The sequence below is a fragment of the Sporosarcina sp. HYO08 genome, from assembly GCF_001563475.1.
Classification (GTDB): Bacteria; Bacillota; Bacilli; order Bacillales_A; family Planococcaceae; genus Sporosarcina.
This window is the reverse complement of record NZ_LPUT01000023.1, coordinates 352,622-373,496: the sequence shown is the minus strand read 5'-3', so window position 1 is coordinate 373,496 and position 20,875 is coordinate 352,622. Positions and strand designations below refer to the sequence as shown.

18 protein-coding genes and 1 other RNA gene are annotated in these 20,875 nt (G+C 42.7%); 15 read left to right on the top strand and 4 right to left on the bottom strand.

Features of this window, described 5'->3' with window-relative positions; genetic code table 11:
• Positions 1-35 precede the first annotated feature (35 nt).
• From AU377_RS08830 to AU377_RS08815, 4 genes are read left to right on the top strand one after another with little or no spacing between them, the layout of a single operon-like run.
• Positions 36-1,229, top strand: a complete 1,194-nt coding sequence (locus AU377_RS08830) for a pyridoxal phosphate-dependent aminotransferase (protein ID WP_067407263.1) — start codon at positions 36-38, stop codon at positions 1,227-1,229.
• A gap of 36 nt (positions 1,230-1,265) precedes the next feature.
• Complete coding sequence (locus tag AU377_RS08825) at positions 1,266-1,973, top strand: DnaD domain-containing protein (protein WP_067407046.1); 708 nt, start codon at positions 1,266-1,268, stop codon at positions 1,971-1,973.
• 10 nt (positions 1,974-1,983) lie between these two features.
• Positions 1,984-2,640, top strand: coding sequence for an endonuclease III (gene nth, locus AU377_RS08820; RefSeq protein WP_067407044.1), 657 nt, complete (start codon positions 1,984-1,986; stop codon positions 2,638-2,640).
• Positions 2,633-2,974: a YpoC family protein gene (locus AU377_RS08815; RefSeq protein ID WP_156450414.1), complete on the top strand. Its 342-nt coding sequence runs from the start codon at positions 2,633-2,635 to the stop codon at positions 2,972-2,974. The genes nth and AU377_RS08815 overlap by 8 nt, the downstream gene beginning before the upstream one ends.
• 130 nt (positions 2,975-3,104) lie before the next feature.
• Here AU377_RS08815 and AU377_RS08810 read toward each other — a convergent pair whose 3' ends face one another.
• Together AU377_RS08810 and recU are read right to left on the bottom strand one after the other, a co-directional pair.
• Positions 3,105-5,804, bottom strand: a complete 2,700-nt coding sequence (locus tag AU377_RS08810) for a PBP1A family penicillin-binding protein (RefSeq protein WP_067407040.1) — start codon at positions 5,802-5,804, stop codon at positions 3,105-3,107.
• The gene (gene recU / locus AU377_RS08805) at positions 5,801-6,439 is read right to left on the bottom strand and encodes a Holliday junction resolvase RecU (RefSeq protein WP_067407261.1); all 639 of its coding nucleotides are present in this window, start codon (positions 6,437-6,439) and stop codon (positions 5,801-5,803) included. The genes AU377_RS08810 and recU overlap by 4 nt, the downstream gene beginning before the upstream one ends.
• A 708-nt stretch (positions 6,440-7,147) precedes the next feature.
• Here recU and AU377_RS08800 point away from each other — a divergent pair.
• A complete protein-coding gene (locus tag AU377_RS08800; RefSeq protein ID WP_067407038.1) occupies positions 7,148-7,669 on the top strand; it encodes a GNAT family N-acetyltransferase in 522 nt (173 codons plus the stop codon).
• Positions 7,670-7,725: 56 nt separating this feature from the next.
• Here the strand turns inward: AU377_RS08800 and AU377_RS08795 are convergent, their stop codons facing one another.
• Positions 7,726-8,748 (bottom strand): multicopper oxidase domain-containing protein, encoded by a 1,023-nt coding sequence (locus tag AU377_RS08795; RefSeq protein ID WP_067407035.1) that lies wholly within the window; start codon positions 8,746-8,748, stop codon positions 7,726-7,728.
• 318 nt (positions 8,749-9,066) lie between these two features.
• Here AU377_RS08795 and AU377_RS08790 point away from each other — a divergent pair, with 318 nt between their 5' ends.
• The 3 genes from AU377_RS08790 to AU377_RS08775 all read left to right on the top strand — a co-directional run bounded on the left by AU377_RS08790 (position 9,067) and on the right by AU377_RS08775 (position 12,818).
• The gene (locus AU377_RS08790; protein ID WP_067407032.1) at positions 9,067-9,438 is read left to right on the top strand and encodes a YppE family protein; all 372 of its coding nucleotides are present in this window, start codon (positions 9,067-9,069) and stop codon (positions 9,436-9,438) included.
• Between the two features lie 32 nt (positions 9,439-9,470).
• On the top strand, positions 9,471-11,720 hold the full coding sequence (locus AU377_RS08785) for a DEAD/DEAH box helicase (protein ID WP_067407259.1): 2,250 nt from the start codon (positions 9,471-9,473) through the stop codon (positions 11,718-11,720).
• A gap of 273 nt (positions 11,721-11,993) precedes the next feature.
• The gene (locus AU377_RS08775) at positions 11,994-12,818 is read left to right on the top strand and encodes a peptidoglycan DD-metalloendopeptidase family protein (RefSeq protein ID WP_067407027.1); all 825 of its coding nucleotides are present in this window, start codon (positions 11,994-11,996) and stop codon (positions 12,816-12,818) included.
• 59 nt (positions 12,819-12,877) lie between these two features.
• Here AU377_RS08775 and AU377_RS15510 read toward each other — a convergent pair whose 3' ends face one another.
• Positions 12,878-13,057 (bottom strand): hypothetical protein, encoded by a 180-nt coding sequence (locus tag AU377_RS15510; protein WP_067407024.1) that lies wholly within the window; start codon positions 13,055-13,057, stop codon positions 12,878-12,880.
• A 97-nt stretch (positions 13,058-13,154) separates the two neighbouring features.
• Here AU377_RS15510 and AU377_RS08765 point away from each other — a divergent pair, with 97 nt between their 5' ends.
• The 7 genes from AU377_RS08765 to AU377_RS08735 all read left to right on the top strand — a co-directional run bounded on the left by AU377_RS08765 (position 13,155) and on the right by AU377_RS08735 (position 20,840).
• The gene (locus tag AU377_RS08765) at positions 13,155-13,418 is read left to right on the top strand and encodes a hypothetical protein (protein WP_253724444.1); all 264 of its coding nucleotides are present in this window, start codon (positions 13,155-13,157) and stop codon (positions 13,416-13,418) included.
• A 436-nt stretch (positions 13,419-13,854) separates the two neighbouring features.
• The gene (locus AU377_RS08760; RefSeq protein ID WP_067407021.1) at positions 13,855-15,117 is read left to right on the top strand and encodes a ribonuclease H-like domain-containing protein; all 1,263 of its coding nucleotides are present in this window, start codon (positions 13,855-13,857) and stop codon (positions 15,115-15,117) included.
• A gap of 95 nt (positions 15,118-15,212) precedes the next feature.
• Positions 15,213-15,509, top strand: coding sequence for a cell division regulator GpsB (gene gpsB, locus AU377_RS08755; protein WP_067407017.1), 297 nt, complete (start codon positions 15,213-15,215; stop codon positions 15,507-15,509).
• A 71-nt stretch (positions 15,510-15,580) separates the two neighbouring features.
• An RNA gene (gene rnpB / locus AU377_RS08750) (RNase P RNA component class B) lies at positions 15,581-15,970 on the top strand.
• A gap of 148 nt (positions 15,971-16,118) precedes the next feature.
• Complete coding sequence (locus AU377_RS08745) at positions 16,119-17,249, top strand: class I SAM-dependent RNA methyltransferase (protein WP_067407015.1); 1,131 nt, start codon at positions 16,119-16,121, stop codon at positions 17,247-17,249.
• Positions 17,250-17,306: 57 nt separating this feature from the next.
• Positions 17,307-19,211 (top strand): ATP-dependent DNA helicase, encoded by a 1,905-nt coding sequence (locus AU377_RS08740; protein ID WP_067407013.1) that lies wholly within the window; start codon positions 17,307-17,309, stop codon positions 19,209-19,211.
• A gap of 126 nt (positions 19,212-19,337) precedes the next feature.
• Positions 19,338-20,840 (top strand): carboxypeptidase M32, encoded by a 1,503-nt coding sequence (locus tag AU377_RS08735; protein WP_082731980.1) that lies wholly within the window; start codon positions 19,338-19,340, stop codon positions 20,838-20,840.
• Positions 20,841-20,875 lie beyond the last annotated feature (35 nt).

Sequence of the window (20,875 nt, the reverse complement as noted above, 5' to 3'; positions counted from 1 at the left end):
TTTGTTTTAACTAAGGGTAGGGGGAATGGATTGTGTTGGAAAAACAATTAGCAGCTAGAGTCAAAACATTATCACCGTCAACTACATTGGCGATCACGGCAAAAGCGAAAGAGATGAAAGAGTCAGGCATTGATGTCATCGGTTTGGGTGCGGGTGAGCCTGATTACAATACCCCAGACAATATTATCGAAGCGGCTTATCGTTCGATGAAAGAAGGAAAAACAAAATATACGCCTTCTGGTGGATTGCCAGCATTAAAAGATGCCGTCATTCAAAAGCTAGAGCGGGATCAGGGCTTAACATACGGAAGAAATGAAATACTCATTGGAATTGGTGCGAAGCACGTCTTATATACATTGTTCCAAGTATTGCTCGATTCGGGTGATGAAGTGATCATTCCAACACCGTATTGGGTGAGTTACCCGGAGCAAGTAAAGCTTGCCGGCGGTGTACCGGTTCATGTTGAAGGAACAGCTGAAGCACAATTTAAAGTGACGGCAGAGCAAATTCGACATGCCATTACGGACAAAACGAAAGCTGTCATTTTGAATTCTCCTGGAAATCCAACAGGCATGATTTATACGCGCGATGAGCTTGAGCAAATTGCGGATGTATGTAAGGAGAAAGACGTTTGGATTATTTCAGATGAAATTTATGAAAAGCTCATTTACGGTGGCGTGAAGCATGTTTCCATTGCAGAGTTGTCGGAAGACGCGAAGAATCGAACGTTCATTATTAATGGGGTTTCTAAATCGCATTCGATGACGGGCTGGCGCATCGGTTATATTGCCGGGGATGCTGCGGTTGTCCGCGCAATGACGGACTTGGCGAGCCACTCGACGTCCAATCCTACAACAACTTCCCAATATGCAACGATTGAAGCGTATAATGGACCGCAAGATGCGGTTGAAACGATGCGAAGAGATTTTGAAAGTCGCTTAGAGCGCGTCTATCCACAGTTGGCTGCTATTCCTGGTTTCAAAGTAGTAAAGCCGCAAGGTGCTTTCTACCTGCTGCCAGAAGTTTCAGAAGCAGTTGAAAAGACGGGCTTTGAAAATGTAGATGATTTTGCAGCGGCTTTACTTGAGAAGGCGAATGTGGCAGTCATTCCTGGATCTGGTTTTGGTGCACCAAAAACGATTCGCTTATCGTATGCGACATCGATTGAATTGATCGAAGAAGCGATTCGCCGCATACACGAATTCGTAGAAGTGAATTGGAAGGAATAAAGATCATACCTTAAAGAAATAGAGAGGAGTTCGGATATGCACGAAGATCGGCTCCGAATTTGGTTAGAGCAGGGAAATGTTAACATTTCCCAGCTTTTTTTTCACGAATACAAACGTCTTGGCATTCAAGATATTGACGCAATGCTTATTATGCATATGATTGCGTTTCAAGCGGAAGGCAAAGGCTTTCCAACACCTGCGGACTTTTCCAATCGAATGTATATATCGGAAAATGATGTATCGACGATCTTGCAGCGCCTCATGCAACATGGCTTTCTACAAATCGGGCAAAGTGAAGATGGGGCAGGTGTGATCCATGAAACATTTTCTCTTTATCCGCTATGGAATCGACTTGTCGATCAGCTTACCTTATCAAAAGAAGTGGACGAGGCAGAAAAGAAAAAGCTTTCGGAGGGAGAAATTTTCTCCTTGTTTGAACAAGAGTTTGGGCGTTTTTTATCTCCTATGGAATGTGAATCGATCGGGATGTGGATTGACGAAGATGGACATTCGGCCGAAATTATTCGCGCAGCGTTGAAGGAAGCCGTCATTGCCCAAAAGCTAAGTCTTCGTTACATTGATCGGATTTTATTTGAATGGAAAAAGAAAAACGTTAAAACATTGCAAGACGTTGAGAAACAAACGAAAACGTTCCGTCGGGCGGGTATTCGTCAAATGGACCAGCAAAAAACAGTATCAGTCAAACGTGTACCATTTTACAATTGGTTGGACGAAAGAGAGTAGGTGGAGGCAGTTGCTGACAAAAAAACAATGGGAAGTTTGTTTAGAAAATTTTGCGGAAATGTTTCCCGATGCGCATTGTGAATTGGTTCACGCCAATCCTTTTGAATTGCTCATTGCAACACTTCTTTCTGCGCAATGTACAGATGTTCTAGTGAATCGAGTCACAGCGGATTTATTTCAAAAATATAAAACACCGGAAGATTATGTGTCGGTTGATATAGAAGAACTGCAAAATGATATTCGCTCGATTGGTTTGTACCGGAATAAGGCGAAAAATATTCGCGCCTTAAGCGAGTTATTGATCGAAAGTTACGGCGGGGAAGTGCCTGCAAATCGGGATGTCTTAATGACGTTTCCGGGCGTTGGGCGCAAGACTGCCAACGTCGTTGTATCAAACGCATTCGGCATTCCGGCACTTGCTGTTGATACGCATGTCGAACGCGTTGCAAAGCGGCTTGGGATGAATCGATGGAAAGATACACCGCTTGCCGTCGAAGAAAAAATTATGCGCTGGACACCGAGAGAAAAGTGGACGGATACGCATCATCAAATTATTTTTTTTGGCCGTTATCATTGTAAAGCACAAAACCCTGCATGCGGGGAATGTCCGCTATTACCACTTTGCCGAGAAGGAAAGAAAAGGATGAAGGTTGTTGCAAATGAATAATCAACGATTGGACCGGCAGCAATTGGCTCCGTTTTTTGAACAATGGGAAGCAATGCGTGAAGAAATCGAGGCAGGTTACGCTAACAAAAATCGAAAAGTGGTTCCCTTAATGGAACACGCCATTAATAATTTCGAAAAGTTGCTTGCGTTTGGTGGAAAAGAATTAAACGAACGCAGTGGAAAACAACTATATATTCTTCTCCCCTTGAATGGAGAAGAGCGTCTGGATTTCATTAAAAAGAAAATCACAAGCCACTATGCTTTTGTACAATTGGATGCACTTTATACTGAAACGAAAAAGAAAGCAGCGAGACTGGCGATACAGAAAAGATAAAGGGCTGTCCCAGAAGTGCCTGGCACGAATGGAAATAGCCGGGCGTGCCGACTACTCGTTTTCAAGTGTCAACAAAATAAAGCCATCATCCCAATCAGTTGAACACGATTGGGATGATGGCTTTTACGTATTACTGGGCGATTTCATCGCTGCTTTCATTTGTTTCGGTATTTCCACCTGAATCATTTTGAGTTGAATCTTCTTGAGGAGGTTGCTTATTGGTATCATTGTTGTTGCCGTTGTTACCATTATTTCCGTTATTCCAATTGCCATTACCATTGTTTCCGTTGTTGCCATTATTCCAGTTTCCGTTATTGCCGTTGTTCCCATTGTTGTTATTCCCGTTGTTCCATCCATTGCCGTTCTGGCCATTATTATTTTCATCGTTCGGAACTTCAGGCTCGTTATCTTCATCGGCATTACCCGGATCTTCTTCCTGACCTCCATCCAGTTTCAATGAAGTGGATGCTGGCTTACTGACAAGTTCTCCAGCTCTTGCGACAACGGAGAAGGTATACGTTCGACCCATTTCAACGCCCGAGAACGTGACGAAATGTTCGCCTGTTGTTGTTAGCTCCTGCATGCCTCCACCGTCTACGCCAACTGCAACAGTAAATTGTACAGGACCTTCGTAAAGTTCAGGATCTGGTGCATTGTGTGCCCAGCTTAACGAAATCGAGTTTGTCGCAACATCGTATTGTGCGGCCAAATCAGTTGGTGCCGCTATTTCAATCACTTCTTCTTTAGCCATTTCGACAGGCACTGTTCCTCGTACAAAAAGCTCTGTACGTCTCAGATTCGACGGAGTAGAGTTACTGGCAAGGATCAGCGGTTGGGAGCCGTAAAGAATTGTCGCTTCTTCAACTGAACTTGGCTTTTTGAATCTTGCTGTATCTTTCCCGGAAGAGATATCCCGCATAACCATTTTGAACAGGTTTTGTGGAACGTATCGGCCGTAGTCATATGTTTTAATCGGTGTTGTGTATTTTTCGTAGCCGCCCCATACGGCAATTGTATAATTTGTTGTGTAGCCTGCAAACCACGAATCAGGGACATAAGTGCTTTTAAATCCATTCTTTTGAATAATTTCGGATGGATAGTTTGTTGTTCCCGTTTTTCCAGCAATGTCTAATCCAGAAACATTTGCACGCTGACCTGTTCCTGAAGTAAGAACATCACGCAAAATATCGGTAATCATATACGCCGTTGATTCTTTCATCGCGACAACTGGTTTTGGTGCTAAACTACGTTCTGTTTTGCCATCTCGGAAAACGATTTTTTTCACCGCATGCGGCTTCGTATAAATACCGCCATTACCGAAGGCTGCATAGGCACCTGCCATTTCAACTGTTGAGAAATTATGTTCACCGCCGCCTAAAGCATCGGAGGAATATAATTTATTGGTATTATAATGGAGCCCAAGTCCATCGGCGAAAGCACCTGCTTTTGAAACGCCGACTTCTTCGAAAACTTTCACTGCGGGAATGTTCCGCGATTTATATAAAGCTTCTCGAACTGTCATTTTGCCTAAGTACCTTCCATCGACGTTCCGAATCGCTCTGTTTGTTCCTTTGTAATTATACGGTTCGTCGACGATCGTCGTTCCCGTTGACCAGCTATTATTTTCAATCATCGGACCGTAAGAGAGAATCGGCTTAATAACTGAACCAGGCTGACGTTTTTGGTTTGAGGCAAAGTTCCAATTGTGCCCGGAATAATTACGCCCGCCGCCAATGGCGACAATCGCACCTGTTTTTGTATCGACAACTGTCATACCCGCTTGCATTTCTTCAGACTCATACAGTTCCGACGTGTTTAATGCATTTTCAACAGATTGCTGCGCTTTTGGATCTAAATTCGTTTGAATTTTAATCCCTTCAGAAAGCAAGTGCGTTAGATCGGCAGCTTCTAACTCGTCTAACACATATGCGACGTAAGCTGGATATTTAGAAGAATTATTTTCTTCTCTTTCCGCTTCAGATAAAAGTGTTGTAGTTACAGGAATCGCTTTTGCAGCTTCCATTTGTTCTTTTGTAATTTTCTTATGCTGATACATGAGCCCGAGAACGATATTGCGTCGTTTTTCGGCTCGTTCTGGATGCAAAAATGGATTGTAGCCGTTTGGATATTGCGGCAGACCCGCCAATGTAGCGACTTCTTGTAGATCCAACTCGTCTAGGTTTTTACCGTAAAAGTACTTGGCGCCTGTTCCAAATCCATATCGATTGCCTGACATGAGTATTTTGTTAAAATACATTTCAAAAATTTCTTCTTTGCTATATTCGCGTTCTAATTTAAAGGCGAGCCACGCTTCTTGCGCCTTCCGCTTTAATGTCTTTTCATCCGTTAGGAAGGAGTTTTTAATGACTTGCTGAGTTAGCGTACTGGCACCTTGAGAGCCAAACCCGCCGCGTACGTTAGCCAAAACCGCACCGCCCAGTCTCCAAAAGTCCATTCCGTGGTGCTTATAAAATCGGACGTCTTCTGTTGCAAGAATAGCATCTTCCATTAGTTTAGGAATTTCATTATAAGGTACAAATTCTCGCTTTTCAGCCCCGAACTTCATAAAGACATTCCCGTCTACGTCAAGAAAATCAGAAGTTAATGGATCTTTTAATAAGTTTTCGTCTAGTGCGGGAGCGGAACTTGCATAATAGGCAAATAGCCCAAAGCCTCCAAGTAATCCAGCAAGCCCGATTAAGAAAATGGTTAAAACAATTTTTTTAATCCATGACGTTGCTTTTTGGGGTTTTTTAGTTTTTTTGTTTTTTGCGCGTTCTTGTTCTAGTTTTTTACGCCGCGCCGTTCGTGAGTTTAACTGATCACTCATCGTTCTTGTTCCTGCCTTTCAATTGTTTCAGTGCTCTTTGCCGCTAGGGTGTCAAGTGCTTGTATATAATCCAGCCTCGGGTGGAATCCGGGTTGAATTTCGATTGCATCTTTTTCTATTTCCGCCAAGGTAATAGACTTTCTTCCACCATCTATCATTCTTTTCCACTTATTGGAGAATGATGCGTATGGTAGAATAAAGTAACGGTCTAGCGTACTAAACCGAATGACAAAGAAGGCAATACCACCTTGGGATGAAATGTTTTTCATATGCATCACTTGGTGCTCATGAATATTTTGCAGTGGAAACGAAGTTTTGTTTTTCGTTTCTTTTGCTTCAAAGTCGATGTATTTGCCTTGCCAAACACCGTTATAGTCTGTTGTAGAAGGGGTACGGAAATAAGCCTCTGTAATAACTGCCGCGCTTCTTGCCGGGTACTTCACATTGACGACTTGGATCGGTACAGGTTTCTTGTGGATGACCGCAATGCCATGATGTAAATAGTATTCATTGGATTCGTTCAATTCATCCTCAAGTGTCTTTCCACGGTTACTAAATGACGGATTTACTTTGCGTGCGGTGTCTTTTTTTTGCACAGGTACGTACTTTTTGCCATTAGGGTAACGAATCGCCAAAGCATTCACCTCACATCACCTAATCATACCACATATGCATTGGACGAAGTAGGCGTGGGAAAGTTTCATAGGGAAATTTTGGATACGGAAAAGAGAGTTGAGGTTTGGGGTGGGTAACGGGGATTGGTTAAAAGAATGGATCCTTAACTACTATCATCACGTGGATCCATTCTATGCCAATCATGCCTTGGGGTTTGTCCAATCCAATCACAGTGGTGTTGTGGAGCCAAGAGAAAACCGTCCGCTTTAAAATGAATTTAATTCCATCATATACGTAACAATGATCCCTATTAAAATACCGACTACGACCGCCCCAGTATATACATAAGATCGCTTCAAGCTGCCTCACCCTTTCAGACTATCGTTAATGTAGTTTATTGACAGTAAGATGGAATTATGAATCTTTTGTGAACGGTGCTGTGAACGGTGCCAGGCACCATTTTTAGAGGCCGGCACATTTATAGCTGTTTTACATAGGTTAGTACTGCGGTTTAGCAGAATAGAATAGATTGGAGGGAATGCGACTTGGCTAACTTCGATGGTGGGATGTTCATCCAAAAAGTGATGATTATCGTGTTTCTTCTCCTGCTAATCTACCGTTCAACAGGATTTCGGAAGGAAGAAGTGGAACGTTAAAAAGGATCCGGACTATGGATCCTTTTTGTATTTACAAAGTTATGGTAAATTGAGTTTGTTGAGGGGGGAAATATGGCCGTGAAACTTGTCAAACCAACTATTTCACTAGAAGAGCAATATTTAAGTTTTTATAAGGAATGGAAAGCTTCAGGGGAAAGTTTCGTTCCTTGGGTTATCGGTGAAGATCCGTCCGATTTCGAAGGAATGGTGAATACGCGCTTAGATGCCGAAAAAGGCATTGGCCTTCCAGAAGGTTGGGTGGCGGATTCGACATATTGGCTTGTGAATGAAAACGATGACGTTTTAGGTGCGGCGAATATCCGCCATGCATTAACGGAACGATTACAAAATATTGGGGGACATATCGGATACGGCATTCGCCCAAGTGCCCGTGGAAAAGGATATGCCACAAAGCTGCTTGCGCTCGGGCTTGAAAAAATAAAAGGGCTGGGTATCGAACATGCCTTGGTGACCTGTGATGCGGATAATATCGCTTCCGAAAAAGTCATTCGTAAAAACGGCGGCGTTGAAGATGAGGATTTTATAGAAGATAACGGCAATGTCGTCAAAAGGTTTTGGGTAGAATTGGTGTAATCATTAAAACAAACGTGAATGTTCAAACATTCACGTTTGTTTGGGTGCCTGGCACCTTATTCCGTTACTTCCAGGATCGCAATTGCGCCTTTCGATGCGTGTTTAAATTGGTGCGTTACGATTGGGTAGTTGCCTGCTTCCGTCACTGTGAATTCGACGACTGCACCACCGCTTGCAGGGAGCATAATCGTTTGCATGCCTTTTAGAACGTTAGCAGGATTGCCATCGACGTAGACATCGTCCATAATCGTACCGACGACGTGGAAAGAGCTGACTTCGTTCGGCCCGACGTTGTTAATATACAAACGTACTTTATCACCGACTTTTGCTTGAAGCGGTTTTTCTTTCAGGCTAAATGTATCGCCGTTTGTATTCAGATCGCCTTCTTTTAGTGCCTTTGTTGAGAAGACAACATGCTCTGGCTCATCGTTAATGAAAGCATCGTAATCATTATAGGCATACCATTCATTTTGAATGAGCAAGTATTCCTGATCAATTTCCGCGTCAGTTGGATAACCATCTTTGGGTTTTACAATAATGACACCGTGCATGCCATTCGCGATGTGGGAGACGATTGGATCTGTTCCGCAGTGATACATAAAGACACCTGGTTTTGTTGCTGGATACGTAAACGTGCCATCTTCGTTTGGCATGATATCCGCAAAGTTTTTAGAAGGTGATGTGTGCACTGCGTGGAAATCCATACTATGCGGAATCGCCGGGTCCATATTGACGAGTTTAAAGTTAATGATATCGCCTTCATTTACGACAATGACTGGACCAGGTGCTTCACCATTAAATGTCCATGCTTTGTACATTTTCCCTTTGTCGATTTCAATGTCTGTAATTTGAGCTGTCATCTCAATATTTACTTCATTTTCTCCGACACGTTCCATTTTTAGTGGAATCGGCTCTTGATGCAACCCTTCATGAGGACCAAAGACTTCCGAGGCAGATTCAACTTTCGACTCTGGCGGCGTAATTTTTTCCACAGGTTCAGAAGCCGAGTTTGACGTACAACCTGCCAATATTCCCGCGACGAGCAACCCTGACAATCCTACTGCTGCAAACTTCTTCATGATTCTTTCCTCCCGTTTTTTTAATAGTTGGCTTTTATGCCGTTTAATGACTTTGTCTATCTACCTTTATTTTATGCTGTCAATTATTTTGAATTGTGATATAAATCACAGTGCTGTCGCATGTCATCAATCATTCACAGATTAATGTGAAGAGTGTCACTAAGTAGTCATAAAGTCATGAAGTGTATGTGAACTCATCAATGATCAAGATGGAAACACGGGAAATGGTATAAATGGGATTGGAATGCATGTTCGTTCCTGTATGGTCGTACATCTCTTTTTCTGATAAAATAAAGGACATGAAAGGGTGGTAGGAAGATGAATTTAATAGAAAAAACAACAAAGCTCCTTTCTGTTTGCGGAGAATGTTTAGAAAGACATGCTCATTGGCGGGAGCTCGACCGAGATCCTGATTTTTTTATAGATGTGAAGCCTTATGCTGACGAGTACCATGCATTGCTTGATGAGTGGACAACTGAAATTTATGAATTTATAAAAATGGCAAAGCCGAAATACGTACATCCGGTTCAAATCGAGTCATTGAATGATTCGATGAAGCAATTTATTGTCCAATCTTTTTATAAGAAAACAGGGAAAAGCCGTTTCGTTCATTCGATTCAGTCTGCTGAATATACGCTAAAAACAATATTGGATGCCTTACGTGAAGAGCGTGAAGAGGATTCGAAATGAAGAACAATGTGAATGTCCAAGCTGTGTTAGAGATGTTGCGGACAGATCCATCATTCTCATCAAACGTTGCCCATTATAGAACGATTGAAGGCAAGGTTGCTCATTACGCACCATTCCCGGATCAGCTTCACCCTTCTCTCATGAAAGCTTTGGAGAAAAAGGGGATCAACCAACTTTATAGCCATCAACGGGAAGCGTTTGATCTTGCAATGAGTGGTCATTCATTTACGGCTGTTACGCCGACCGCATCGGGGAAATCACTTTGTTATCATTTGCCGGTTTTGCAAAGTATTTTAGAGAATGACAATTCGCGTGCACTTTATCTTTTTCCGACAAAAGCACTGGCGCAGGATCAATTGGCGGACTTGCATGAAATGATTGAAGCAAGCGAAGAAACAATATTAAGCTATACGTATGACGGCGATACGGCACCGGGTTTAAGAACGAAAGTTCGAAAGTCTGGCCATATTGTGCTGACCAATCCAGATATGCTTCACTCCGGCATTTTACCCCATCATACGAAATGGGTATCGCTGTTTGAAAACTTGAAGTATATCATCATTGACGAATTGCATACGTATAAAGGCGTGTTCGGGAGCCATGTCGCACATGTCCTTAGACGGTTGAAGCGAATTTGCAATTACTACGGGAGTAACCCTATTTTTATTTGTACGTCTGCAACGATTGCAAACCCCAAAGAGCTGGCAGAGACGTTGACGAATACCGATATGGAACTAATTGCCAATAACGGGGCGCCGGCTGGAAAAAAGCATTTCTTATTTTATAATCCACCCGTTATCCATCCAACATTCGGCATTCGAAGAAGTGCCATCTTAGAAGTTCGTGATTTGGCTTCGTTACTTTACCGAGAAGGTGTTCAGACGATCATTTTCGCTAAAAGCCGTGTTCGAGTAGAAATGCTTGTCACCTATATGAAAGAGTTAACGAAAAAGAAATTATTTGACGAAACGATTATGGGGTATCGGGGTGGGTATTTGCCTTCTGAACGGAGGAAGATTGAAAAAGGATTGAGAGATGGAGCGATCCGAACGGTTGTCAGTACGAACGCACTTGAACTTGGTGTCGATATTGGCCAGCTGCAAGCGTGTATCATGACGGGTTACCCGGGGAATATTGCAAGTGCCTTTCAGCAAGCTGGTAGAGCTGGCAGAAGACAAGAAGAAGCGCTCATCATTTATGTGGCACAGTCGACTGCGCTTGATCAATACATTATCGATAACCCAGATTATTTACTCGGTCAAACGCCGGAAGAAGCACGCATTCATCCTGACAATATCCTCATTTTAATGGACCATTTGAAATGTGCATCTTTTGAGCTGCCTTTTACATTAACAGAAACGTATGGGGAATTTGAAGTGCAAGAGCTGCTCGCCTTTCTTGAAAGTGAAGGTGTGCTTGTTAAAACGAGTGAGAAATGGCATTGGATGACGGATCGTTTTCCGGCTGGGGATATTAGTTTGCGCTCTGCCTCCCAAGAAAACGTCGTCATTATTGATAAAACCCATCCAAAGGAAACGACGGTTATCGGGGAAATGGATCGCTTCAGTGCGATGACGCTACTTCATGAAGAAGCGATTTATATTCACCAAGGCACACAATATCAAGTGGAGCTGCTCGATTGGGAAGAAAAGAAAGCGTATGTGACGGAAGTGGATGTTGATTACTTTACGGATGCGAACCTTGCTGTTGAACTAAAAGTCATCAGTGAAGACAAGACGAAAGTATTTGGGAAGAATGAAGCCGCATTTGGCGATCTCGCGGTGTTGGCGATTCCGACGATATTTAAAAAGATCCGTTTCGATTCGCATGATAATATCGGTTCAGGTCCCATTTCATTACCCGCAGAAGAACTGCATACATCATCTACATGGCTGACTTTTGATTTGCCGAAAGGGTGGACGGAAGCTGCGCTTACGGATGCGATGACTGGGGCAGCATATGCTATTCAGTCTTTCATTCCATTATTCGTGCAGTGTGATAAATCGGATATTCATGTTGTTCCTCAAGTGAAAGCTGTTCATACGGAACGACCGACCATTTTCATTTACGACAGCTATCCCGGCGGCATCGGTTTAAGTGAAAAGCTTTTCGATCGTTGGGATGAATTATTACAACAAGCATCTCGGCATGTTGCAGCTTGTCGGTGCGAAGCAGGCTGTCCGATTTGTGTAGGTGCACAGGAAGCGGGACAAAATGTGAAAAAAGAAGTGGCTGCACTATTAAAACTTCTTGCTGGAGGCACGGGTAGCCGTGTCATATGAACAAAAGCTAATGTACAAAAAAAGAGAAGACGGGGCCGGAAAAACAAGGAAGAAAAGACAACCGTTCGTTATATCGGTGTTACTTGTATATTTCGGTTTAACAGCGCAGGACCTCATCATATGGGGTTCTGTTTTTTCTTTGGTTTTGGATGCATTGAGCAATCCGTATGTACTTGGCCTTAAAAAGATGTGAAATAAATGAGAGCCAAAAGATGCTTGACCTACAAGACTTGTCGAATCACGGAATATATTAGGGACAAGGGGGTGAAATAAATGTTCATCAAACCATGTCGCGGTTTACTTATGTCGCTATTCGATAAATCTCGAAAAAATCCCGTAACAGGTGTCGTCCAACCTCACTGGGGCATTGATTACGGCAATCACGCCGACAACACGATTGTGGCATCAGCATCGGGAACAGTACGTATTGCAGTCAATAGTACGACAGGCTTTGGCAAATATATTATCATCACGCACATCAATGGTTGGGAAACAGTGTATGCACATCTAGCATCGATAAATGTGAAAGTCGGTCAAAAGGTTAGTCAGGGGCAGCTTATTGGCGTTAAGGGTACGACTGGCAATAGTACAGGCATTCACTTGCACTTTGAGATCAGTCGCGGACAATGGAGCAATAGCTACAAATATCACGTTGATCCAGCACTTTACATTGACGATCCAGACGTACGGCATCTGCAACAGTCACTTAACAAACTGGGTTACTCTTTAACTGTTGATGGCATCTATGGTGCTGAAACCACTAAAGCGGTATTGGACTATCAAAAGAAAAATGGATTAACTGATGATGGTGTAGCAGGTCCTTTGACAGTAGCCGCCATTGAAAAATCAATCGCTGCAATCATCACAGCAACAACTAACAACCAAAATAACGAGAATGGGGTGAGATATTTGAATTTAGCAGATTGGCAGAAAAAAGAAACAGCAGAAGTGTACAAATTTGCACGTGAAAAAGGAATTTTTTCATCTGCGGAACACGAGAAGAACGTACTGGAAGGAAAAATGACAGTTGATCAGGCGATCTTCTTGATGACAGTAATTGCCGGTGCAGCATTAAACGATGGGAATCGGATCCAGTAAAAGGAAAAGCGACCACTCTTGATTGAGTTGGTCGCCTTACAATGTATCCCCATTCATTTTCAATCTGTTCGACTAGTACCATTCTGAGTACTTTCAGCAATTGTAGAATTAGCTTTCTTAAACTCATTGTTAATAGTAGGTAAAGACGATTTTACAGGATCTCCGTAAGCTGTATAGTTACCTGGGTCTTTATTTTTCTTGTCAGCACCTGCATTTGTGTTCATGTTTTGGTTTGTCATTGTCGAACCTCCTATCTACATTTACTATCTCCCATAATGCCCTTATTATGCAGCTGGACGTTGGTAAGGCAGAAGGCAAGAAATAGGAATAAAGGCGGTGATCGAAAATGATCCTGAACTAAAGTCAATTTTAGAAGAGGCTAAAACAGCAGACAGCAGCAAGTTGCCATTTACAACTAAAGAGGAGGCAACAAAGGTTTTGATTCAAAAAGTTGGAATAACGGAACTTAATGATATTAGGGTGCAACTGCAGGATGGATCTATTTCGAAAGAAGCGGTACTTCAAGAAAATCAAGGTAAATTAACAGAGGAAGAAATTCTGGCGTTAAAAGTAATTGCTTATAAAGAGCTATATAAATAAATGTCTGAGGCGGCTAATAAAAGTTAGTCCTCTATTGGGTTTATAAATTCTAGATTTAGTTTTCAATCCATACTACTTTCTATTGATTGGAAACGTACGTTCCGTTGTCGTGGTGTCTATTGGGAATCCAGAATCAATTGTCATTTTCGTAGACAGCGGGGATAATAAAGATAGTTTTTTCTCATTTAAACAGTCAGTAACATTTATTTCCGATAAAATAATATAGAAGTGATTTACGCGATCTTATTATTGAATATAGAATAAGAACGTCCATCACGGGAGGTTTTAATTTTACTCAGTAAATCATGGTAAAATGATTCAGAGGTGATAGCATTGGTTACATTCCAATATGAACATGTTTATAACCTATGCTTTATAAAAATCCGTTTTGACTCACCGAAAGACTGGACGGAGGCTACAGGAGGCGTGAGTGCCGATGTCATATGAACAAAAGCTGATGGCGATGAAAAAGCTGTTGCATAAAAAAGAGAAGACAGCGCCAGAAAAGCAGCCGATCCTTGCAAAACCCCCTGCTCCTTCTTATGAAAAAGAATGGCTTTCAGCGGGGGTTATGAAAGAAGAACATCAAATGGGGATTGTTTATAAGCGTATCGTTGAATACGACGCCAATCATTTCCACGGCAATATTCGATTAGGAGATTTAACAACAACTTTAACTAATTGGAAGCGCGCCCCGATCCGCCATCCGTTGTCACCCGATCCTTCCAAGCCGTTATTGTTTTTTGATACGGAAACAACGGGGCTGAAAGGAACGGGGACGCTTATTTTTTTAATGGGCTTCATCGAACAAACAGCAGATACATTTACATTAACGCAATACGTATTGCCAGGGCCGGATCATGAAGCTGCCTTTTTATACGCTTCGCCGTTTTGGAAAGACGCGGCAACTGTGATCACATACAATGGCAAAAGCTTTGATTTACCCCAACTCGAAACGAGGTGGACGATGAATCGGAACGACTTGCCGCCGCTACTCAAGCATGATCAGATTGATTTACTCCACGGATCCAGACGGATTTGGAAAGATGCAATGGGCTCGTTTAAATTGACTGCTGTGGAAGAAAGGCAACTTGGGTTTTATCGTCAAGACGACATACCGGGTCATATGGCGCCGATCATATATCAAGACGCAGTGAAAAGCGGGAGGGCTGAACTTCTCATGAAAGTGCTTGAACATAATGAATGGGACATATTATCGCTTGTCGCCTTATATATACGGTCAACCGATCTTCTGCTCAAAGAGGCAGATCCCGAGTCAGCGATCACACATACAAATATCGGGAAATGGTTTGCGGATTTAAAGTCTCATGATCAAAGTCGAGCTTTTTTTGAACAGACTATCGCCAAGTATGGAGAAAATCATCCGATGACGCACTACCATTTTGGATTTAGCCTAAAAAGAATTCATGAATATGAAAAGGCCGCAAATGCATTTAAGGTAGCAGCTGAAGCGCTTACAGGACGTCATCGAATTATTGCTTTGGAGGAATTAGCAAAGCTTTATGAGCATAAGTTAAAAAGTCTGCATGAAGCGTTAACTTATACGAAAGAGGCGATGGAATGGCTGGAAAACGACGGAAATTTGACGTTCCGTTTTAAGGAACGGGCTACGGAAGCGTTTACAAAACGGGAAATAAGAATAATGAGAAAATATTTCCCGGGAAAGCGCAAAAGCTGACAAAAGCTGCCTTTGTGTCTGCTTAAAAAAGACAGATATGGACAAATTATGGTATAATCACACATATGTAACGATAGACGGAAGGGCGATTTTGTATGGATATTAAACTGGACTCAAAGAAGATTCTTGAAAAAGATTTCAAGACAGGCCTTCGCGGCTATAACCAGGAAGAAGTCGATCTCTTCCTAGATGACATCATCCAAGACTATGAAACATTTAAAAAAACAATTGCTGAATTGCGTAATGAAAACGCACGTATGAAAGAAGAACTTGCAGCTGCACAAAAACGTCCAGCTGTCGGAAGTACGGGAACGACAAATTTTGATCTCCTAAAACGTATTTCCAATCTTGAAAAGCATGTATTTGGAAGCAAGCTTTACGATCAAGAGTGAGACGGGCACACATCATGAATAAGTCCTTGCAAACGATTGATAAATGCTATATAATAGCTAAGCCATAGCAAGAATTCAGGTAATCGCTGCAATGCTTGACGTTGTAGAGGAAAGTCCATGCTCACACGATTCTGAGACGATCGTAGTGTTCGTGCGTGACGAAAAAATAAGTCGCGGCTTCGTGCAAATAGCACGTTGACGGCGGGAATAAGCCCTAAGTCCGTTCGCGGATATGGGTGAGGTTCCCTGAAAAGTGCCACAGTGACGTAGCCGATTCGGAAACGGATCGGGTGGAACGCGGTAAACCCCACGAGTGAGAAACCCAAATTATGGTAGGGGCACTCTTCTGAAGGAATTGAACGGACGAAGGGACAGGCAATTGCCTGTAGATAGATGATTACCACCCTAAGTACGAGGCTTCGGCCGTTTGAGTACACGGGAACAAAACATGGCTTATCGAATTGGCTATGGCCTAAATGTACATGTAATTGCCTCTCCGGTTTTGCGAGAGGCTTTTCTTTTGGATATTTAAGTCTACATATAAAATGTTAAAATGATGCTTTATCGGGAAATAATTGAGTAAAAGCACATAGAATTGGAGTGGGTTGCGTGAGCAGCTTTAAATTAGTAGCAACATCCGCAATGGGATTAGAAGCCATTGTTGCAAATGAGGTAAAAGCACTTGGATTTGAAACGACTACAGAAAATGGGAAAGTTTTTTTCGAAGGTGATCAAGCGGCTATCGCCAAGACGAATATGTGGCTTCGCGTTGCAGATCGCGTGCGTATCGTTGCCGGCGAATTTCGCGCAACGACATTCGATGAATTATTTGAACGGACAAAAGCAATTCCGTGGGAACGATTTTTGCCGGTCGATGCTGCGTTTCCAGTTGCCGGGAAGTCAGTTAAATCGACGCTTTATAGTGTGCCGGATTGCCAAGCGATTGTAAAAAAAGCAATTGTGGAACGTCTGAAACAGGCGTATAAACGAATCGGCTTTTTAGACGAATCCGGACCGCTATTCAAATTGGAAGTATCTATTTTAAAAGACCATGTGACACTTACAATTGACTCAAGCGGAGCCGGTTTACATAAGCGCGGTTACCGTGTCGGGCAAGGAGATGCTCCGTTAAAAGAAACATTGGCTGCTGCACTCGTTCATTTAACACGCTGGAACCCAAACCGGCCATTCGTCGATCCATTTTGTGGATCAGGAACGATTGCCATTGAGGCGGCAATGATCGGTCAAAATCTTGCACCGGGTTACAATCGGGAATTTTTAAGTGAAGCGTGGCCGTGGATGAAAAAAGACGTTTGGGACCGTGTGCGCGAAGAAGTAGAAGATGTTGCGAAATATGACCAACCGCTAGACATTACGGGGTCGGACCATGATCCGCGAATGATTAAAGTCGCAAAAGAAAATGCGATGGAAGCAGGATTTGCGGATCTCATTCAATGGAAACAGCGTGATGTGCATGATTTGACAGTGGAAGGCTTGAATGGTGTTATGGTCGGTAACCCGCCTTACGGAGAACGACTGGGTGAAATAGAAGAAGCAGAAGAAATCACGCGCGTTTTAGGAAAGATTATGAAAAATTACCCATCGTGGTCCGTCTATATGTTATCTTCATTAAGTAATTTTGAGGAGATGTACGGTGAAAAAGCGACGAAAAAGCGCAAGCTGTTTAACGGTTTTATCCGTACTGATTTTTATCAATATTGGGGACAACGACAATCATAAAGCGTATGTTGGAAGAGGGAAAGCCTCTTCCTTTTGCATGTTAGGAAGGAGTTCACTATGAAAAGTAAAATGCCATTCCCTTTAACGAAAGAAAAATCATTTTACGAATCGCTCAACGATTGGATCGGGGATACGTTATACGATGATCTGACCGAAAAAGGTTTTGAATGTCGGGATGAGCAGATTTTTATGGCTTTTCAAATCGAACAAGCGTTAAAAGAAAAGAAAGTATTGTTTGCAGAAGCTGGTGTCGGGACGGGTAAAACGATTGCCTATTTATTGCCGGCGATTGCGTATGCACGTTATACAGGAAAGCCGGCGCTTATTTCTTGTGCGGATGAAACGCTGATTGACCAGCTTGTGAAAGAAGATGGCGATATTCGGAAAATAAGTGCGGCACTTGGACTCGATATTGATGTTAGACTTGCGAAAGCGCGTGATCAATACTTATGTTTAAAGCGTTTGGAAGAAATGGGCGAAACGACTGCCGAGGAATTTGTAGAACAAATTGAAGATCGTTTACCGGAATTCGTTTATGGGAGTTCATCTTTACAATCGATTCACCCGTACGGAGAACGTTCGGATTATCGAGAACTTAGCGATGAACAGTGGCGCACGGTCAATTTCCATCCGATTCAGCAATGCGCAGCTTGTGATGTTCGGAACCGCTGCGGCCAAACAATTCACCGCAATCATTACCGGGAAGCCATTGAAATTATTATTTGTTCGCATGACTTTTATATGGAGCATATATGGACGAAGGATTCCCGGAAACGCCAAGGGCAATTGCCGTTATTGCCGGACGTTTCGATGATCGTATTCGATGAAGGGCATTTACTTGAATATTCAGCGCAGCGTGCATTGACATATGAAGTACAAAATAGTACGCTTCTTCAGTTGTTAGAACGTATTATGGTGGATGGCGTACGGGAAAACACACTGCAACTAATGGAGCGTTTAATTGATGTGCATGAAGCTTTTTTCACATTGTTGAAAAAACATGCGGTGACGATGGAAAATGAGCGGCTTGCGATTGAAAAAGCACCTGAACTGATGACTGTAGGGAAAGAAGCGGTGGATATTTCAACAGCACTGCTAGAGGAATTCGTTTTTGAAGGTGAACTGTTTATCATTCCCGAATATGATTTGAAAATTGTTGAAGAGTACTTAGATCAATATATTTATTCAATGAAGTTATTTACGGCAGGGGATGACGCTGTCGACTGGCTGGAAGATCGAAAAGGTGAATGGACACTTGTAATTATGCCGCGTCTTGTGACGGATATTTTGAAGGAGACGTTATTCTCGTCTAAAACGCCGATTGTATTTTCTTCAGCAACGTTATCAGTTGGAAAAGATTTCTCTTATTTGGCAGAAGGACTTGGAATTGACGATTATTTATCATTTTCGGTTGAGTCTCCGTTCGATTATGAAGAGGTTATGAAAGTGTTCGGGACAAAAGTGGAGGCAAGTGACAAACCGAAACGTGTGCTTGATCTTTTAGCGGATGGTGAACAAACGCTCATATTGTTCAAATCGGAGCGTTCGATGGAGCAGTTCGGACAGCAAGTCCCTAGCGAATGGCGGGAGCGCATTGCATTTGAAGGAGAACGTGAACTGTCATCGATTGTCCGCGATTTTCAACAAAAACAAGTGTCTGTCTTTTGTTCGTATCATCTATGGGAAGGGCTGGATATTCCGCAAGATGCACTGACACGTGTCATCATCTACGATTTACCATTGCCGCCTTCCGACCCATTGTTTGACGCAAGACGCAAGCATGCAGAGAACCCGTTCCAAGAGGTAGACTTGCCGTTTATGTTGCTGAGATTGCGTCAAGGCGCAGGCCGACTCATTCGAACATCTGAGGATTTTGGATTTGTTCACTTGTTGCTGAATCCGGAAGAGCAACAATTAATTCCCGAAATTGAAGGGATTTTTCCAGTGCCGATGAAATACTAAGGAAAAGAGTGATGCCCATAGCGGTGTCACTCTTTTTTATAGTTAGCTATTGTTATTTCTGTCTCCTTTTCCATATCTTGTGAATGATATGGTACGATACAACTGTATATAAAAGGGGGAATTGTTTTGTCCACTGAGGAGAAATTTTTAGCTTTATTGAAAAAAATGAGCGCTTATTCTGAAGCGATTTCAATCATGTATTGGGATATGCGGACGGGCGCGCCTAAAAAAGGAATTCCGGCTCGTTCTGAGGCAATCGGCGCGCTTTCAACCGAACGATTTATGATGAGTGTTTCGGATGAAATGGCTGGTTATCTTGAAGAGCTTGGCGGCCGAAAAGATTCACTTGACCCAGTGTTGGCGAAAACAGTTGAAGAAGTGCAAAAAGAATTCGACCGCAGCAAGAAAATTCCTGCGGAGGAGTACCGTGAATATGTTGTTTTGACTTCGCAATCAGAAGCGATTTGGGAAGAAGCGAAAGATCAATCAGACTTTGCGATGTTCCAGCCCTATCTTGAGAAGCTTGTGGCAATGACGAAAAAGTTTATCGGCTATTGGGGCGAAAAAGACGGCAATCCATACAATACGCTGCTTGACCAGTACGAGCCTGGCGTTACAACAGCGATTATTGACGAAGTGTTTGGGCAATTGAAAGAGACAATTGTTCCGCTCGTCAAAAAAATCGGTGAAGCGGGCGAGCAACCGGACACATCATTTTTATCTAAACATTTTCCAAAAGAGCGCCAAGAAGCGTTTAGTCATGCGATTTTAAAACAACTCGGCTATGATTTTGAAGCGGGGCGTCTAGATGAGACGGTGCATCCATTTGCGATGGGGATTAATTTAGGGGATGTGCGGATTACAACGCGCTATGATGAAAATGATTTCCGCACGGCGATTTTCGGCACGATTCATGAATGCGGCCATGCATTGTATGAGCAAAATATTGATTCGAAACTAGAAGGACTTCCGATTGCGGATGGCACTTCTATGGGTATTCATGAATCACAATCTTTGTTTTATGAGCACTTCGTTGGACATAATGAAAAATTCTGGACGCATAATTACGACCTGTTGAAAGAACATTCACCGGGGCAGTTTGATGACGTTGCGCTAGAAGACTATCTTCGCGCGATCAACGTATCGAAGCCGTCGCTCATTCGAATCGAAGCCGATGAATTAACGTATTCGCTTCACGTCATGATCCGTTATGAAATCGAAAAAGGGCTATTCAACGGTGACCAGCAAGTAAAAGATTTGCCGCAAATTTGGAATGATAAATACGAGGAGTATTTAGGCATTCGTCCATCTAATGATGCTGAAGGTGTGCTTCAAGACGTTCACTGGTCGGGCGGTATGTTCGGCTACTTCCCGTCCTACGCGCTCGGCTATATGTATGCAGCGCAGTTGAAGAACGCGATGCTCAAAGACTTGCCAAGCTTCGATGATCTATGTGAAAAAGGGGACTTCAAGCCAATCTTGAACTGGCTCACACAGCATGTCCACCAATACGGCAAAATGAAACAGCCGCTAGAAATTATTCAAGACACGACGGGTGAAGGGTTAAATGCGAAGTATTTGTCGGATTATTTAAAGGAAAAATATTCGAAGCTATATGCATTGAATTGATGATCGGCCAATTTTTGCTAAATATGTCGAAGGAG

Excerpts from the sequence above, each read along its gene's own strand:
- AU377_RS08810 (WP_067407040.1), bottom strand. The coding sequence starts at position 5,804 with ATGAGTGATCAGTTAAACTCACGAACGGCGCGGCGTAAAAAACTAGAA.
- AU377_RS08785 (WP_067407259.1), top strand. The coding sequence starts at position 9,471 with ATGTTGCGGACAGATCCATCATTCTCATCAAACGTTGCCCATTATAGA.
- AU377_RS08795 (WP_067407035.1), bottom strand. The coding sequence starts at position 8,748 with ATGAAGAAGTTTGCAGCAGTAGGATTGTCAGGGTTGCTCGTCGCGGGA.
- AU377_RS08825 (WP_067407046.1), top strand. The coding sequence starts at position 1,266 with ATGCACGAAGATCGGCTCCGAATTTGGTTAGAGCAGGGAAATGTTAAC.
- AU377_RS08740 (WP_067407013.1), top strand. The coding sequence starts at position 17,307 with ATGAAAAGTAAAATGCCATTCCCTTTAACGAAAGAAAAATCATTTTAC.
- AU377_RS08760 (WP_067407021.1), top strand. The coding sequence starts at position 13,855 with ATGTCATATGAACAAAAGCTGATGGCGATGAAAAAGCTGTTGCATAAA.
- AU377_RS08775 (WP_067407027.1), top strand. The coding sequence starts at position 11,994 with ATGTTCATCAAACCATGTCGCGGTTTACTTATGTCGCTATTCGATAAA.
- AU377_RS08790 (WP_067407032.1), top strand. The coding sequence starts at position 9,067 with ATGAATTTAATAGAAAAAACAACAAAGCTCCTTTCTGTTTGCGGAGAA.
- AU377_RS08815 (WP_156450414.1), top strand. The coding sequence starts at position 2,633 with ATGAATAATCAACGATTGGACCGGCAGCAATTGGCTCCGTTTTTTGAA.
- AU377_RS15510 (WP_067407024.1), bottom strand. The coding sequence starts at position 13,057 with ATGACAAACCAAAACATGAACACAAATGCAGGTGCTGACAAGAAAAAT.
- AU377_RS08800 (WP_067407038.1), top strand. The coding sequence starts at position 7,148 with ATGGCCGTGAAACTTGTCAAACCAACTATTTCACTAGAAGAGCAATAT.
- gpsB (WP_067407017.1), top strand. The coding sequence starts at position 15,213 with ATGGATATTAAACTGGACTCAAAGAAGATTCTTGAAAAAGATTTCAAG.